At 71.8% G+C, this 15,257-nt stretch carries 12 protein-coding genes, 1 tRNA gene and 1 pseudogene; 7 read left to right on the forward strand and 7 right to left on the reverse strand.

Annotated features, from left to right (window positions below; genetic code table 11):
* Positions 1-39: 39 nt before the first annotated feature.
* Both QFZ75_RS23860 and QFZ75_RS23865 read left to right on the forward strand, forming a co-directional pair.
* The gene (locus QFZ75_RS23860; protein WP_307544734.1) at positions 40-1,230 is read left to right on the forward strand and encodes an SUKH-4 family immunity protein; all 1,191 of its coding nucleotides are present in this window, start codon (positions 40-42) and stop codon (positions 1,228-1,230) included.
* A 107-nt stretch (positions 1,231-1,337) separates the two neighbouring features.
* Positions 1,338-1,829 (forward strand): DUF5949 family protein, encoded by a 492-nt coding sequence (locus QFZ75_RS23865; protein ID WP_307539964.1) that lies wholly within the window; start codon positions 1,338-1,340, stop codon positions 1,827-1,829.
* Between the two features lie 104 nt (positions 1,830-1,933).
* Here QFZ75_RS23865 and QFZ75_RS23870 read toward each other — a convergent pair.
* Positions 1,934-2,005: transfer RNA gene (locus QFZ75_RS23870), tRNA-Cys, on the reverse strand.
* 209 nt (positions 2,006-2,214) lie between these two features.
* On the opposite strand from QFZ75_RS23870, the gene QFZ75_RS23875 reads away from it, so the two are divergent.
* From QFZ75_RS23875 to QFZ75_RS23890, 4 genes are all read left to right on the forward strand, one after another.
* On the forward strand, positions 2,215-3,666 hold the full coding sequence (locus QFZ75_RS23875) for an MFS transporter (protein ID WP_307539966.1): 1,452 nt from the start codon (positions 2,215-2,217) through the stop codon (positions 3,664-3,666).
* 270 nt (positions 3,667-3,936) lie between these two features.
* Positions 3,937-5,736, forward strand: a complete 1,800-nt coding sequence (locus QFZ75_RS23880; protein ID WP_307539968.1) for a DEAD/DEAH box helicase — start codon at positions 3,937-3,939, stop codon at positions 5,734-5,736.
* 464 nt (positions 5,737-6,200) lie between these two features.
* Positions 6,201-6,842 (forward strand): IclR family transcriptional regulator, encoded by a 642-nt coding sequence (locus QFZ75_RS23885; protein WP_307539970.1) that lies wholly within the window; start codon positions 6,201-6,203, stop codon positions 6,840-6,842.
* A gap of 171 nt (positions 6,843-7,013) precedes the next feature.
* Positions 7,014-7,823, forward strand: coding sequence for a S16 family serine protease (locus QFZ75_RS23890; protein ID WP_307539972.1), 810 nt, complete (start codon positions 7,014-7,016; stop codon positions 7,821-7,823).
* Between the two features lie 46 nt (positions 7,824-7,869).
* Here the strand turns inward: QFZ75_RS23890 and QFZ75_RS23895 are convergent, their stop codons facing one another.
* The 5 genes and pseudogenes from QFZ75_RS23895 to QFZ75_RS23915 all read right to left on the reverse strand — a co-directional run bounded on the left by QFZ75_RS23895 (position 7,870) and on the right by QFZ75_RS23915 (position 12,334).
* The gene (locus QFZ75_RS23895; RefSeq protein WP_307539974.1) at positions 7,870-8,847 is read right to left on the reverse strand and encodes a glycine betaine ABC transporter substrate-binding protein; all 978 of its coding nucleotides are present in this window, start codon (positions 8,845-8,847) and stop codon (positions 7,870-7,872) included.
* A pseudogene (locus QFZ75_RS23900) lies at positions 8,844-9,813 on the reverse strand (ABC transporter permease). The gene QFZ75_RS23895 and the pseudogene QFZ75_RS23900 overlap by 4 nt, the downstream one beginning before the upstream one ends.
* On the reverse strand, positions 9,810-11,117 hold the full coding sequence (locus QFZ75_RS23905) for a betaine/proline/choline family ABC transporter ATP-binding protein (protein WP_373465930.1): 1,308 nt from the start codon (positions 11,115-11,117) through the stop codon (positions 9,810-9,812). Before QFZ75_RS23905 ends, QFZ75_RS23900 begins: the two are co-directional and overlap by 4 nt.
* Entirely contained in the window at positions 11,110-11,757 is a 648-nt protein-coding gene (locus tag QFZ75_RS23910; protein WP_307539976.1) for an ABC transporter permease, read from the reverse strand. Before QFZ75_RS23910 ends, QFZ75_RS23905 begins: the two co-directional genes overlap by 8 nt.
* A gap of 103 nt (positions 11,758-11,860) precedes the next feature.
* Positions 11,861-12,334 carry an Lrp/AsnC family transcriptional regulator gene (locus tag QFZ75_RS23915; protein WP_307539978.1) on the reverse strand — a complete coding sequence of 158 codons (474 nt, stop codon included), beginning with the start codon at positions 12,332-12,334 and terminating at the stop codon, positions 11,861-11,863.
* A gap of 122 nt (positions 12,335-12,456) precedes the next feature.
* Between QFZ75_RS23915 and hppD the strand changes: the two genes are divergently transcribed.
* Positions 12,457-13,602, forward strand: coding sequence for a 4-hydroxyphenylpyruvate dioxygenase (gene hppD / locus QFZ75_RS23920; protein ID WP_307539980.1), 1,146 nt, complete (start codon positions 12,457-12,459; stop codon positions 13,600-13,602).
* A 48-nt stretch (positions 13,603-13,650) separates the two neighbouring features.
* Here the strand turns inward: hppD and QFZ75_RS23925 are convergent, their stop codons facing one another.
* Positions 13,651-15,171, reverse strand: coding sequence for a hypothetical protein (locus QFZ75_RS23925; protein ID WP_307539982.1), 1,521 nt, complete (start codon positions 15,169-15,171; stop codon positions 13,651-13,653).
* Positions 15,172-15,257: the final 86 nt, after the last annotated feature.

The raw sequence follows: 15,257 nt of genomic DNA on the forward strand, positions 1-15,257 counted from the left end.
AGCATCGGCACCAGCTCCAGCACCGACTTCGGCATCGGCATGGGTATCGGAAGCGGCATCGCGAGGATCACTCTGCCCGAGGACGCGCTGGACCCGTACGTCACGCACGAACCGACGCGGCGCCGGCTGACGGGCCCGGGACTGCCGGCGGACGACGACATATTCACGTTCGCGGCGCTTCACGAGGCCGCCCGCCGGGGCGGGTTGCGCACGGTGGCGGACTCGACCGCGGACCCGGTCCGTCTCCCGGCGGACCTGCGCGACCAGTTGGTGATCGGCGCACTGCGGGACCCGGCCGGTACGGAGGCGGGTACGGACACGGAGTCGGTCCTGCTCGACGGCGCGACGGGCGAAGTGTCCACGACCTGCTTCCTGCACGACCGCCCCGACCTGATGGACCGCCTCCCGCTCGCACCCTCGCTGCGCGCCCTCACGGACTTCATGGCCGCGACGGACGAGATGACCGCCAGGAGCGGCCGGTTCGCGTCCTACGAGGGCCGGTTCGGACCCAAGGCGGTCGCCGGGATGTCGCAGCGGCTCCTCGCGCTCTTCGAGGAGGGCGTCGACGGCGAGATCCCGCCGTTCTGGAGGATGGCCGCGCTGATCCGCCCGCTGGCCCTCGTCGCGGGCCCGCCCGCCGATGCGGCGCTGACGCTCGACCTGCCAGCCCGTCTGCTGGACCAGGAGTTCGGGCAGGGCCGTGTCGTGCGCTTCGAGGACGTCGACTTCCCCGCGGCGCTCGCGCACGAGCCGACCCGGCGCTTCCTGCGCGAGACGGGCCTGCCCGAGGACGGCTTCCTGTTCCACCTGGACACGGACGTGCCGCTGCCGACGCTGGCCGAGTACTACGAGGACGAGCGCCCGCACGTGTTCACGGCCGACCGGCTCCCCGCGGGCAGCGACCACCTGATACGCCTCGGCCACCTGGTCGAGGACAACAGCCTGGTGGTCGACGGCACGACGGGCGCGATCCTGGACTGGAACGAGCCGGACGCCACGCTGTACGCCCTGAACACGGACGTCTCCACGCTGGCCTTCACCCTGTGGCTGCTGCACCGCGAGAGAGCGATCGACGAGTCCCTCGCCCACGAACTGACGGAGGCGGCCTACGACCACCTCGCCACGACGATGACGCAGACGCTGTCGAGGATCGACCCCACGGGCGGGACGGAGGGCAGCCGGCACTACTGGACGGAGATGTTCCAGGACGAGGCCGGCGGGGTGCTGTGACCTCGAAGGGTCTCCTCATCCTTCGTTCGGGTGGAGCTGCCGAGGGGCATCGCCCGGTCGGGTGAACGTGAGCCGGTGGCGCCGCGTGGCGTCGATACGGTTCCCCGATGACCTCGAACTCAACAGAAGCGCGCCCGGTGCGCTCCGCCGAACTGGGCACGCTCGTGGCCATGTCCTGGAGCCGTGCGACGCCCCAGGGCAGCGTTCCCTACATCCTCGCCTGCTCCCTCGGGGACGGCGAGCAGGGTCCGGAGGGCTCGTCGGCGTCCGTCGCGCAGTTGCTGCACAACTCCGGGCTCTCCACGGAGGAGGGTCTCGTCGACGCCTCCACCCGCCCGTCCCTGCCGATCAGCCTGCTCGTCGTGGACGGGTCGATCGTCCTCACCATGCCGCAGATCAACGCCCAGATCGTCCCCTCGGCGCAGTGGCTCAGCGCCGTCGCGGAGCGCGGCTGCGCGTGCCTCATCCTCACCACGCGCCCGTGGCCCGGTGGCGACCTCGACGACAACGAGACCCTGGCCGCCTTCGCCAACGACGAGGAGACCCTCAAGGCAGCGGCCGTCGTCGCCCTCCCGGCCCGCAAACTGCGCGACCGCTGACGCGGTACGTCCACCGGGCCGACCGAGACGGACGGATGAACGAACGGATGGGCGGCATCCCCCGGGGGATGCCGCCCATCCGTTCTGTCTGGTCAGGCCACCAGAGGCCGTGGCGGGAATTGAACCCACGTGCCTCGCTTTGCAGGCGAGTCCCTAAGCCACTCGGGCACACGGCCGAACTCGAGTCCGTTGTCGCGGGCTCGTCGTGTCGACCCTAGGGCTGGGGGCGGGCGGGGCCAAGGGGCTCGCGGGGGCCGCAACGGGACTGCCACACCGCGTTCATAAAAGGCGGGCGGCGGGGCCGGCCGGTCCTACGACCAAGGTCCCGGTCCGGGGCCGTCCTCCGACAGGGGTCAACGCTTGTCTTGCCCCTTACGCTGAAGATATGACTATCCCGGAACCGGGCGACACCGGCGTCGCCGCCACCCCTAGCGCACCACAAGACATCGTTGCCCCGGACGGCGTCCTCAGCCGTTCGCACCGGGCGCTCAGCATCGGGATCGTCTCCGTCGTGCTGCTGATCGCCTTCGAGGCGACGGCCGTCGGGACGGCCATGCCCGTCGCGGCGCGGGAGCTCGACGGGATATCGCTGTACGCGTTCGCGTTCTCCGGCTACTTCACGACCAGCCTCTTCGGCATGGTGCTGGCCGGGCAGTGGTCGGACCGGGCGGGCCCGCTGGGGTCGCTCACCGTGGGCATAGGGGCGTTCGCGGCGGGGCTGCTGCTCTCCGGGACGGCCGGGACCATGTGGTTTTTCATCCTCGGCCGGGCCGTCCAGGGCCTCGGTGGCGGCCTGGTGATCGTCGCGCTGTACGTGGTCGTGGGACGCGCCTATCCGGAACGGCTGCGGCCGGCCATCATGGCGGCGTTCGCGGCGAGCTGGGTGGTGCCGTCCGTCGTCGGCCCCCTCGCCGCCGGCGCGGTGACCGAACACCTCGGCTGGCGCTGGGTCTTCGTCGGTGTGCCGGTGCTGGTCGTGCTGCCGCTGGCGCTCGCGCTGCCGCAGATACGGCGCCGGGCGTCCGGGCCGGAGGACGGGACCGTCGCCGCGCCCTTCGACCGGCGGCGCATCCGGCTGGCCCTCGCCATCTCCGCGGGCGCCGGTCTGCTCCAGTACGCCGCCCAGGACCTGCGGTGGCTGTCCCTGGTCCCGGGCGCGGCCGGAGCGGCGCTGCTCGTTCCCGCGGTGCTCGGGCTGCTGCCGCGGGGCACCTACCGGGCGGCGCGCGGGCTGCCGTCCGTGGTGCTGCTGCGCGGGGTGGCGGCCGGGTCCTTCATCGCGGCCGAGTCGTTCGTGCCGCTGATGCTGGTCACCGAGCGGGGCCTGTCGCCGACGATGGCCGGCTTCTCGCTGGCGGCGGGCGGGGCCACCTGGGCGCTGGGCTCCTTCGTCCAGGCGAGGGCGCGGATGGAACCGTACCGGGAGCGGCTGATGACGCTGGGCATGGTGCTGACGGCGGCCTCCATCACCGCCGCGCCGAGCGTGCTGATCGACGGGGTGCCCGTGTGGACGGTGGCGGTGGCGTGGGGGTTCGGCTGCTTCGGCATGGGTCTGGTGATCTCCTCCAGCAGCGTCCTGCTCCTCAAGCTCTCCGCCCCCGGCCAGGCCGGCAAGAACTCCGCCGCCCTCCAGATATCCGACGGCCTCGCCAACGTGGTCCTGCTCGCCGCGGGCGGCGCGGCCTTCGCGGCGCTGGGCGGCGGCACGGTCGCCCACACGGCCACCCAGGCCTCCGGCGGCCACCCGTCCGCCTTCGTGGCGGTGTTCCTGCCGATGGCGGGGGTGGCGCTGGTAGGAGCCTGGGTGACTACACGGCTGCGGGCCGATCCTGCGTGACGGCGGGTCGCATCACGTGGTGCCGCCGGCCCGGCCGCGGCGCCCTGGACGTGCCGAGGATCGCCGTGTGGCCGGCGCGCTTCGCGTGCTGAGGCGCCGGGCGGTGGTGTGACCTGAGTCGCATCCACGGGTGACCTCGCGTCGTCCGCGCGTTGACGTTCACGGGCCGCCGGTAGGGTGGCCCGGTTGTCATACCCAGCCTCGCCGTACCCAGCCTCGTCATACGCGGCTGGGGACGGCGGCCGAGCCGCTCGACCACCCCCGGAGACCGTGACTACCACCGCCGCCAGTGCCTCCTCCTCGCACCACCTGTCTCCCGCGTTCCCCGGGCGGGCCCCCTGGGGCACCGCCGGCAAGCTGCGCGCCTGGCAGCAGGGGGCGATGGAGAGGTATCTCCAGGAGCAGCCGCGCGACTTCCTCGCCGTCGCCACGCCCGGCGCCGGCAAGACCACCTTCGCGCTGACGCTCGCGTCGTGGCTGCTGCACCACCACGTCGTGCAGCAGGTGACCGTGGTCGCGCCCACCGAGCACCTGAAGAAGCAGTGGGCGGAGGCGGCCGCGCGGATAGGGATCAAACTGGATCCCGAGTACAGCGCTGGCCCGCTCAGCAAGGAGTACCAGGGCGTCGCCGTGACCTACGCCGGTGTCGGCGTGCGCCCCATGCTCCACCGCAACCGCTGCGAGCAGCGCAAGACCCTCGTCATCCTCGACGAGATCCACCACGCCGGTGACTCCAAGTCCTGGGGCGAGGCGTGCCTGGAGGCCTTCGAGCCCGCCACCAGGCGGCTCGCCCTCACCGGTACGCCCTTCAGGTCCGACACCAACCCCATCCCCTTCGTCGCGTACGAGGAGGGCAGGGACGGGATCCGCCGCTCCGCCGCCGACTACACGTACGGCTACGGGAACGCGCTGGCCGACCACGTCGTGCGGCCCGTCATCTTCCTCTCCTACAGCGGCAACATGCGGTGGCGTACGAAGGCGGGGGACGAGATCGCCGCCCGGCTCGGCGAGCCGATGACCAAGGACGCGATCAGCCAGGCCTGGCGCACCGCCCTCGACCCGCGCGGCGAGTGGATGCCCAGCGTGCTGCGCGCCGCTGACCGGCGGCTCACCGAGGTGCGCAAGGGCATCCCGGACGCGGGCGCCCTCGTCATCGCCTCCGACCAGGACTCGGCCCGCGCCTACGCCAAGCTCATCCGCGAGATCACCGGCAGCAAGGCCACGCTCGTCCTGTCCGACGACACGGGCGCCTCCAGCCGGATCGACGACTTCGCGGCGAGCGACGACCGGTGGATGGTCGCCGTCCGCATGGTGTCCGAGGGTGTCGACGTGCCGCGCCTGGCCGTCGGCGTGTACGCGACCACCATCTCGACCCCGCTCTTCTTCGCGCAGGCCGTCGGCCGTTTCGTACGGTCCCGGCGGCGCGGTGAGACCGCCTCCGTCTTCCTGCCGACCGTCCCCGACCTCCTCACCTTCGCCAACGAGATGGAGGTCGAGCGCGACCACGCCCTCGACAAGCCCAAGAAGCAGGGCGAGGAGGACCCGTACGCCGAATCCGAGAAGGAGATGGAGGAGGCGAACAAGGAGCAGGACGAGGACACCGGCGAGCAGGAGCAGTTCTCCTTCGAGGCGCTGGAGTCCGAGGCCGTCTTCGACCGGGTCCTCTACGACGGCGCCGAGTTCGGCATGCAGGCCCACCCCGGGAGCGAGGAGGAGCAGGACTACCTCGGCATCCCCGGGCTCCTCGAACCCGACCAGGTCCAGCTCCTCCTGCAGAAGCGGCAGGCCCGGCAGATCGCGCACAGCCGCAAGAAACCGGACGACGAGGCCGACCTGCTCGAACTGCCCGCCGAGCGCCGCCCCGTGGTCTCCCACAAGGAGATGCTGGAGCTGCGCAAGAAGCTCAACACCATGGTCGGCGCGTACGTCCACCAGAGCGGCAAGCCGCACGGCGTGATCCACACCGAGCTGCGGCGCGTGTGCGGCGGTCCGCCGAGCGCGGAGGCGACCGCCGGGCAGCTGCGCCAGCGGATCGAGAAGGTCCAGGAATGGGCCACCCGTATGCGGTGACCGTGTGCGGCGACTGTGCGCGGTGACGGTATGCGGTGACCGTGCGCGGGTGACCACATGCTGGGACGGCCGCGACGTCCTGCGGCCGTACGTCGACACGAGCGCCGGTGCCGTTCTGGCACCGGCGCTCGCGCGTGTCCGCGCTCCGTGCGGCGTGGTGCGCGCCGGGTGGCCCGCCCGGGTCACATCGGGACAGAAGTGGATCAAACGCTGAGTAATCGTGGCCGGTCCGTACCTGTGTCTGACCGGATTCTGGACGGAGCCTTCCGCTGAGCGGACCGGGTCGCTACTGTCCCGCTACGCACACGCACCGTGGCAGCGCCGCCGCGGAGCGCAGCCGGTACATGCCCGGGAGTGCCCGGGACGCTGCCGACCGGCGGCCTCTGACGCGCGTCGCCGATGGGACAGGTGACGCATCCGCCACGCAGGGGGCCGCCGACTCTCACCACTAAGGAGTGGGCGTCGTGACCGCGGAGACCTCCCAGACGCTCGACCGGGGACTGCGCGTCCTCAAGCTGCTCGCCGACACCGACCACGGTCTGACCGTCACCGAGCTGTCCAACAAACTCGGAGTCAACCGGACCGTCGTGTACCGGTTGCTCGCCACACTGGAGCAGCACGCCCTCGTCCGCCGTGACCTGGGCGGCCGGGCCCGGGTCGGGCTCGGTGTGCTGCGGCTCGGACGGCAGGTGCATCCGCTGGTCCGTGAGGCCGCGCTGCCCGCGCTGCGGTCACTGGCCGAGGACATCGGGGCGACGGCCCACCTCACCCTGGTCGACGGTACGGAGGCGCTCGCCGTCGCCGTGGTCGAGCCGACGTGGACGGACTACCACGTGGCGTACCGGGCCGGGTTCCGGCATTCACTGGAGCGGGGAGCGGCCGGCAAGGCGATCCTCGCCGCGCGGGCCGCCGCCACGGACGAGCCCGGGTACACGCTCACGCACGGCGAGCTGGAGGCCGGGGCGAGCGGGGCCGCTGCCGCGTTGATCGGGGTGACGGGAGTGGAGGGGAGCGTGGGGGTCGTGATGCTCGCGGACGCCGTGCCGGAGCGGGTGGGGCCGCGTGTCGTGGACGCGGCGCGGGAGGTTGCCGACGCCCTGAGGTGAGTTCGGGCCGGGCCGGCCCGGCCCGGGCGTCGACCGTGGGCCGGATGTCGGCCGCGGGCCGGACGTGGCTGGTCGCGCAGTTCCCCGCGCCCCCGGGGAGCGCGCGCGGGCCCGGAGTCCGAGGGTGCGGGCGGGCCGTGGCCGGTCGTGCTCGCACGTTAGATTGATCCCGTGCCCTCTCGCTTCTCTCGGTTCTCCCCGCTTTCCCGGCTCCAGGCCGTCGGTGTCTGTGCCCTGCCCGTCGTGGGCCTGCTCGCCGTGGCGGTGTTCGCGCCGTTGCCGTTCTCGTTGGCGCAGCCCGGGATGACCGCGGACGTCCTCGGGGAGAACAAGGGCGACCCGGTGATCACGATCTCCGGTGCGAAGGCCCGCGAGACGAGCGGGCAGCTGCGGATGACGACCATCGAGGCGACCGGACCGGACGCGGACATCGGCCTCGGTGACGTGCTCGACGGCTGGTTCCGTACGGACCGCGCGGTGATGCCGCGCGACGCGGTCTATCCGAACGGGGACAGCGTCGAGGAGATCGAGGACTACAACGCCGAGGAGATGAAGAAGTCCCAGGACACCGCCACCGAGGCGGCCCTGGACCACCTGGGCGAGAAGCCGGACGGCATCGAGGTCACCCTGGAGCTCGCCGACGTGGGCGGTCCGAGCGCCGGGCTCCTCTTCTCCCTCGGCATCGTCGACAAGCTGGACGGCGACGGCAGCGGCGGCGACCTCACGGGCGGCCGCGTCATCGCCGGTACGGGGACGATCGACGCCGGCGGAAAGGTCGGCGCGGTCGGGGGAGTGGCCCTCAAGACCCAGGCCGCCCGCCGCGACGGCGCGACGGTCTTCCTGGTGCCGAAGGCGGAGTGCTCCGACGCGGAGTCGGAGCTGCCGAAAGGGCTCCGCCTCATCCCGGTGACGACCCTGAAGGGTGCCGTCGACTCCCTCGTGGCGCTGGAGAAGGGCCGGGGCTCCGTCCCCTCCTGTTAGGTCCCGCCCCGGCGGCGTCAGGTCCCGCCCGGCGGCGGACGGTCGCTCAGCCCTCCTTCACGAACCCCTCCGCCTTCATCCAGTCCAGTGCCACCGCGTGCGGGTCCTCGCCGTCGACGTCCACCTTCGCGTTCAGTTCCTGCGCCACGGCGTTGTCCAGCCGTGCCGTGACCGGCGCCAGGACGTCGGCGATCGCCGGATACTTCTCGAAGGTCCTGGAGTTGATCTGCGGAGCCACGTTGTAGTTGGGGAAGAACTTCCTGTCGTCCGTCATCACCGCGAGGTCCATGGACTTGATGCGCCCGTCGGTGGTGAAGACCTCCCCGTAGGTGCAGCTCCCCTTCTTCACCTGGGTGTAGATGATCCCGGTGTCCATCTGCGTGATGTTCCCGCCGGGCAGCTTCATCCCGTACGCCTTCTCCATGCCCGGCATCCCGTCCGCCCGGTTGGCGAACTCGCTCTCCACGCAGACCGTGACCGCCTTGGGGTCCGACCTGGCGAGGGCGGCCACCTCGGAGAGCGTCCTCGTGCCGTACTTCTTGGAGTTGGTCCGGTTCATGGCGAGCGCGTACGTGTTGTTCAGCGCCGAGGGCGCCAGCCAGGTGAGCCCGTTCTTCCGGTCCGCCTCGCGCACGGCCTCCCACTGCTTCCCCGGGTCCGCGATCGGGTCGCTGTTGCCCAGGTAGGTGATCCACGCGGTGCCCGTGTACTCGTAACCGGCGTCCGCGTCCCCGTTCCTGACCGCTTCCCGGGAGCCGATGGAGCCCTGGATGCCCGTGCGGTCCAGGACGTCGGCGCCGGCCGCCTGGAACGCGATGCCCATGATCGCCCCGAGGACGAGCTGCTCGGTGAACTCCTTGCTGGTCACGGTCAGATCGGCGCCCTTGAGCGGCTGCCCCCGCCCGACCGATCCCGGCTTCACGTCGTCGACCATGGGCGACCCGCTGGTCAGCCCGCACCCGGGGACCACGGCGAGCGCGGCCAGCAGGGCCGTCGCCGCCACCGGAGCCGTGGGACGTCTCATGCGCCCGCCTCCAACCCACTCGGACCGAGCAGCAGTTCCGCCAGCGACGCCAGCCAGTCGACCAGCAGCGCCAGCGCGACGGTCAGGATCGAGCCGAGGACCAGCACCGGCATCCGCTGGTTGGTGATCCCGGTCGTGATCAGCACACCGAGACCGCCGCCCCCGCCGAACGTGGCGAGCGCCGCCGTGCCCACGTTCAGGACGAGCGCGGTACGGACACCGGCGAGGATCAGCGGGACGGCGAGGGGGAGTTCGACCCGGCCCAGCACGCCCAGCGGTGACATGCCGATGCCCCGGGCGGCCTCCAGGAGCGTCGGGTCGTTCGCCTTCAGCCCGGCGATCGTGTTCGACAGGACCGGCAGGACGGCGTACGCGATGATGCCGATCAGCGCCGCCTTCCGGCCGATGCCCAGCCAGATCACCAGCAGGGCCAGCAGACCGATCGCGGGCGTCGCCTGCCCCATGTTGGCGAAGGTCATGGCCAGCGGGGTCGCCCTGCGGAAGGCCCCCGCGGGTCAGCAGGACGCCCAGCGGGATCGCGATGACCAGCACGAAGAAGGTGGAGATCACGGTCAGTTCGATGTGCTGCCGCAGCGCCTTCCCCACCTGCCCGTTCGAGAGCGCGTTCTCGGAGAGCGGGTCGAGGTCCGCCTGCCGGAACCAGATCCAGGTGGCCAGCAGCCCGACGACGAGCACGGCCGGCAGGAAGGTCAGCTTCCGCCAGCCGAACCTGGGCGTCCGTGACGGGGCGGTCGGCGCGGCGGGGTCCTCTTCGAACGCGGCCTCCCGCCCGGCCTCGGGACCGGCGTCCTCGGGTCCGCGACCGACGTGCCCGGTGTGCCCGGCGTCCGCACGGGCGTGCCGGACATCCGCACCGCCGCCGGCGCTGCCACCGCCGCCACCCTCGCCAACACCACCACCACTGCCACCACGGTCACGACGGCTCCCGGGACCGGAGGTGCTCATGCCTGCTCCTCCCCACCGCCGTGCACGCCCTCCTGCTCGTGACGGGTCTGCTCGAGGCGCGACTCCGCCAGTTCGTGCTGGTTCTCCATCGCTTCGAGCCGGTCGGCCTCCAGCAGCTCGTGCACGGAGTTCATGAGCGTCTCCATGTCCACCACGCCGGTGTACTCCCCGCGCCGCCCGGTCACCACGACCCGCCCGGCATTGTCCGTGAGCACGGCCTCCAGCGCGTCCCGCAGCGTCGCGTCCCGGGTCACCGTGTCGTTCACCGGCGTGCCCGCGCGGGCCAGTGAGCCCCGGGCCCGCATGAGGTCGCCGCGCCGCAGCCACTTGTAGGGCCGGCCCCGCCGGTCGAGCAGCAGGATCTCGTTCGTACCGCTCGCCCTGACCCTGTTGAAGATCTCCTGCAGCGGGTCGTCGACGGTCACCGTCGGATAGTCGGTGATCTCCACGTTCCGTACGCGCGTCAGGTTCAGCCGCTTCAGGGCGGCCCCGGCGCCCACGAACCCGGACACGAAGTCGTCGGCCGGGTTGGTGAGGATCGCCTCCGGGGTGTCGAACTGCGCGATGTGCGACCGCTCCCGCAGCACCGCGATCCGGTCGCCCAGCTTGATGGCCTCGTCGAAGTCGTGCGTGACGAAGACGATGGTCTTGTGCAGCTCGTGCTGGAGCCGGATCAGCTCGTCCTGGAGGTGGTCGCGCGTGATGGGGTCGACGGCGCCGAACGGCTCGTCCATCAGCAGCACCGGCGGATCGGCGGCCAGCGCCCGCGCCACGCCCACCCGCTGCTGCTGGCCGCCGGACAGCTGCCGCGGATAACGGCCGTGGAACTCACCGGGGTCGAGCCCGACCAGGTCCAGCATCTCCTCGATCCGGTCCGCGACCCGCGTCTTCGACCAGCCGACCATCTTCGGCACGAGCCCGATGTTCTGGGCGACGGTCATATGGGGGAAGAGCCCCGAGGACTGGATGGCGTACCCGATCTTGCGCCGCAGTTTCACGGGATCCATGTGGGTGACGTCCTCGCCACCGATCCGGATCCGTCCGCCGGAGGGCTCGATCAGCCGGTTGATCATCTTCAGGGTGGTGGACTTCCCGCATCCCGAGGGCCCCACGAAGACGACCAGCTCACCGGCGCTGATCTCCATGGTGACGCTGTCGACGGCGGGATCGGGACTTCCCGGGTACCGCTTGGTGAGATTCTCCAGCCGGATGGTGGCCCCGGTCGTGGCCCGGTCCTCGCCTGCGCCCCCGTCCCCGGCGCGCTCGTCGGGCACCGGCACCGGTACCGCGGGTGTCTCAGACACGGATCCCCCTGGGGATGGTCAGCCGCCCGACGAGGACGTATGCGGCGTCGAACAACAGCGCGAGGACGATGATCCCGAGCGTGCCCGCGAGCACCTGGTTGAGCGCGTTCCTGCTGCCCAGCGAGGCGATCCCGCGGAAGATCTCATTGCCGAGCCCGGGCCCGGAGGCGTACGCGGCGATGGCGGCGATGCCCATCAGCATCTGCGTGGAGACCCGGATCCCGGTCAGGATCGGCGGCCAGGCCAGCGGCAGCTCGACGCGTACGAGCCGCGCGATCCGCGACATCCCGATGCCTGTGGCGGCGTCCACCAGCGACGGGTCGACCCCGCGCAGCCCGACGATCGAGTTGCGGACGACGGGCAGCAGTCCGTACAGGACGAGGGCGATGACGGTGGGCGGGACACCCAGTCCCACGACCGGGATCAGCAGGCCGATCATGGCGAGCGACGGAATGGTGAGCAGGGTCGCGGTCGTCGTCGTGGCCAGGTTCCCGGCCCAGCCGCTGCGGTAGGTGACGACCCCGATGAGCACGCCCAGGAGGGTCGCGACGACCATGCACTGGAAGACGGCGCCGGCGTGCTGGTAGGCGTCGGCGAGGAGCTGCTGATGACGACTGCCGAGGTACTCCCAGAAGTTCACCCGCTGTCACCTCACCCGAATCGCCTCAGTCACCCGGTCACGCAGTCACCCGGTCACCCGGTCACGCGGTCGCGCGGTCACCCAGTCGTTCGTTCGTCGTCGTTCACCCGTCGTCCCTCGACGCCTGCTCCACCAGCGGGATGATCCGCAGCGGAACCGGGTTCTCCATGACGATCGCCGTGGAGGCCCGGACGATGCCATCAAAACCGACGACGCGGTCGATCACACGCTGGAGATCGGCGTTGGACCGCGCCACGAGCCGGCACAGCATGTCCCCGCCACCCGTGGTCGTGTGCAGCTCCAGCACCTCCGGCACGGTCGCCAAGTGGGCCCGTACGTCCGCGCCTTGGCCCTGCCGGATCTCAAGGGTCGCGAAGGCGGTGACGGGATAGCCGAGGGCCGCGGGATCCACCTGCGGCCCGAACCCCCGGATGACGCCATTCGACTGAAGCCGGTCCAGCCGCGCCTGCACGGTCCCGCGCGCGACACCGAGCCGGCGGGACATCTCCAGCACGCCGATCCGCGGTTCCCGGGCCAGCAGCACGATGAGCCGCCCGTCCAGCCGGTCGATCCCCACAAGCGCCTCCCACGTAGTCACCCTGTACACAACGATCGGTAAATGACCCCTTTCGTTGCACACAATGCCCAGCCGTTCCGCAAACTATTGCGCACCTTGCGAAACGGAGAGAGCCTGCGGCCATGACTCAGACCACGCACCACACCCCCGACACCGCGCGGCAGGCAGACCCCTTCCCGGTCAAGGGAATGGACGCGGTCGTCTTCGCCGTGGGCAACGCCAAGCAGGCGGCGCACTACTACTCCACCGCCTTCGGTATGAAGCTCGTCGCCTACTCCGGACCGGAGAACGGCAGCCGGGAGACCGCCAGCTACGTCCTGGAGAACGGCTCCGCCCGCTTCGTGTTCACCTCGGTCATCAAGCCCGCCACCCCCTGGGGCCACTTCCTCACCGAGCACGTGACCGAACACGGCGACGGGGTCGTCGACCTGGCCATCGAGGTGCCGGACGCCCGCGCCGCGTTCGCCTACGCCGTCGAGCACGGGGCCCGCCCGCTCACCGAGCCGCACGAGGTCGAGGACGAGCACGGCACGGTCGTCCTCGCCGCGATCGCCACGTACGGCAGGACCCGTCACACCCTGGTCGAACGCACGGGCTACGAGGGCCCCTACCTCCCCGGCTACACGGCCGCCGCCCCGATCGTCGAACCGCCCGCCCGGCGCACCTTCCAGGCCATCGACCACTGCGTGGGCAACGTCGAACTGGGCCGGATGAACGAGTGGGTCGGCTTCTACAACAAGGTCATGGGCTTCACGAACATGAAGGAGTTCGTGGGCGACGACATCGCCACCGAGTACAGCGCCCTGATGTCGAAGGTCGTCGCCGACGGCACGCTCAAGGTCAAGTTCCCGATCAACGAGCCCGCCGTCGCCAAGAAGAAGTCCCAGATCGACGAGTACCTGGAGTTCTACGGCGGCGCCGGCGTCCAGCACATCGCCCTGAACACCAACGACATCGTCAGCACGGTCCGCACGATGCGCGCCGCGGGCGTTCAGTTCCTCGACACCCCGGACTCCTACTACGACACCCTCGGCGAGTGGGCGGGCGAGACCCGCGTCCCCGTCGAGACCCTGCGCGAGCTGAAGATCCTGGTCGACCGCGACGAGGACGGCTACCTGCTCCAGATCTTCACCAAGCCGGTCCAGGACCGTCCGACCGTCTTCTTCGAGATGATCGAACGCCACGGCTCGATGGGCTTCGGCAAGGGCAACTTCAAGGCCCTCTTCGAAGCGATCGAACGAGAGCAGGAACGCCGCGGCAACCTCTGAGCCCCCCGGGAAAACGGCCCCGCGGCCCCCACCGCGGGGCCGCACCCGTCACCGGCCGCTGTCGCCACCGGCCGTATCCCTCACCGGCCGCTGTCGCCACGCGCCCGCCGGCTCGCCCAGCTCCTCCAGCGCCCGCAGCGCGACCGGCACGAGGAGGGGCGAGAACGCCGGATTGATCCGCAACGCCTCCTCAAGATGCCGCCGGCCGGCCCAGTCCATCCCCAGCGCCCGTTCGACCGTCCCCCGGTGATACGCGTACAGCGCGACCCGCGCCCCGCCCCCGCGCTCCCGGTCGGTGGCCCGGGTGGCGAACCCGAGCGCCTCCTTGTCCTTCCCGGCCCGGTGCAGCGCCCACCCCAGCGCATCCGCGACGGCCGCCGACGGATGCCGGGCCCACTCGGCCCGCAACCGCCGGACGGCCGCCCCCGCGTCCCCGTGATCCGCCTCGAACACCCCGAGCACCAGCTCGTCGTTCACACCCCCCGCGCCGCCCTCCCGCACCCGCGCCCGCACCAGGTCGTACTGGACCCGGGCGGCCCCGCCCACCCCCAACGACTCGTACAGCTCGCCCAGCTCCAGCGCGTACTGCGGCAGCGGCCGGGTGGCCAGCGCCGACCGGTACGCCCGCAGCGCCTCGGAGTGCCGGCCCAGCGCCACCAGCGCCCGCCCCCGCCCCGCCTGCGCCGCGTGCTCACCGGGCTCGGCGCGCAGCGCGGCCTCGTGGGCGCGCAGCGACTCGACGGGTTCCCCGCGCTCCCAGGCCAGCTCACCGACCCGCACGAGACAGGCGGCCCGCTCCGCCGGAGTCGGAGCGAGCGCCGCCGCGTCCGAGAAGGCGGCAGCGGAGTCCTCCCGCCACCCCCGGTCCCGGTACACGAGCCCCGCGGCCGTGAGCATCCGCGCCCTCGCCGCCGGGCCCGCCGAACCGGCCGGGGGAAGCGCGACGAATGTGTCCAGCGCCTTGCGCGCGGCCTTGTGGTCGCCGAGTCCCCGGTACGCGTCGATCAGCGCGGGATAGGCCGTCCACCGTTCGGGTGAGGCGGCCACCGCGGCCTCGCCCCACCTCCGCGCGGCCCGGAAGTCGTGCCGCGCGTCGGCGAGCGCGGCCATCCCGCGGAACGCCTCGGTGTTTCCCTCGGGCCGTCCCTCGATCGACGTACGCAACGCCGCTTCGGCCTTCGGGTAGTACCGCGGCTCGGCGGTCCGTCCGCCCCGCTCCACGTACGCCGCGCCGAGCTCGGCCCACGACCGCACATCACCCGGATGGGCCCGCAGATGCGCCTCGCGGTCCCGGATGAGCGCGCCGAGGTCGGGCAGCGAGGCGGGCGCCCCGGTCCCGACGGCGGTGGCGGCCCGCGCCACGGGCCCGGGAGCGGCCGGCGGCCGGCGATCCCCGTCGGGCATCACCACGAGCGCGCCCCCCAGCGCCAGGCAGCCCACGACGGCCCCGGCGACAGCGCGCCGCACGAGGACATCACGCCGGACCGAACCGCTCCCCGTCCCGGCGCCCGTCCTTGTCCCGGCCGCCGGGTCCTTCCCCGGGCCGCACTCCACACCGCCGCTCTCCATGCCGCTCACTGTGCGTCAGTACGAAGAGCACATCCGTCCACCACCCCGGCCCGGAAAGCCCCGCGCGGGCGGGGTTCACACCGATG

It is taken from the genome of Streptomyces sp. V3I8, from assembly GCF_030817535.1.
Classification (GTDB): domain Bacteria; phylum Actinomycetota; class Actinomycetes; order Streptomycetales; family Streptomycetaceae; genus Streptomyces.

Coding starts and splice junctions, on each gene's coding strand:
- QFZ75_RS23860 (WP_307544734.1), top strand. CDS start 40: ATGGGTATCGGAAGCGGCATCGCGAGGATCACTCTGCCCGAGGACGCG.
- QFZ75_RS23865 (WP_307539964.1), top strand. CDS start 1,338: ATGACCTCGAACTCAACAGAAGCGCGCCCGGTGCGCTCCGCCGAACTG.
- QFZ75_RS23875 (WP_307539966.1), top strand. CDS start 2,215: ATGACTATCCCGGAACCGGGCGACACCGGCGTCGCCGCCACCCCTAGC.
- QFZ75_RS23895 (WP_307539974.1), bottom strand. CDS start 8,847: ATGAGACGTCCCACGGCTCCGGTGGCGGCGACGGCCCTGCTGGCCGCG.
- hppD (WP_307539980.1), top strand. CDS start 12,457: ATGACTCAGACCACGCACCACACCCCCGACACCGCGCGGCAGGCAGAC.
- QFZ75_RS23925 (WP_307539982.1), bottom strand. CDS start 15,171: ATGGAGAGCGGCGGTGTGGAGTGCGGCCCGGGGAAGGACCCGGCGGCC.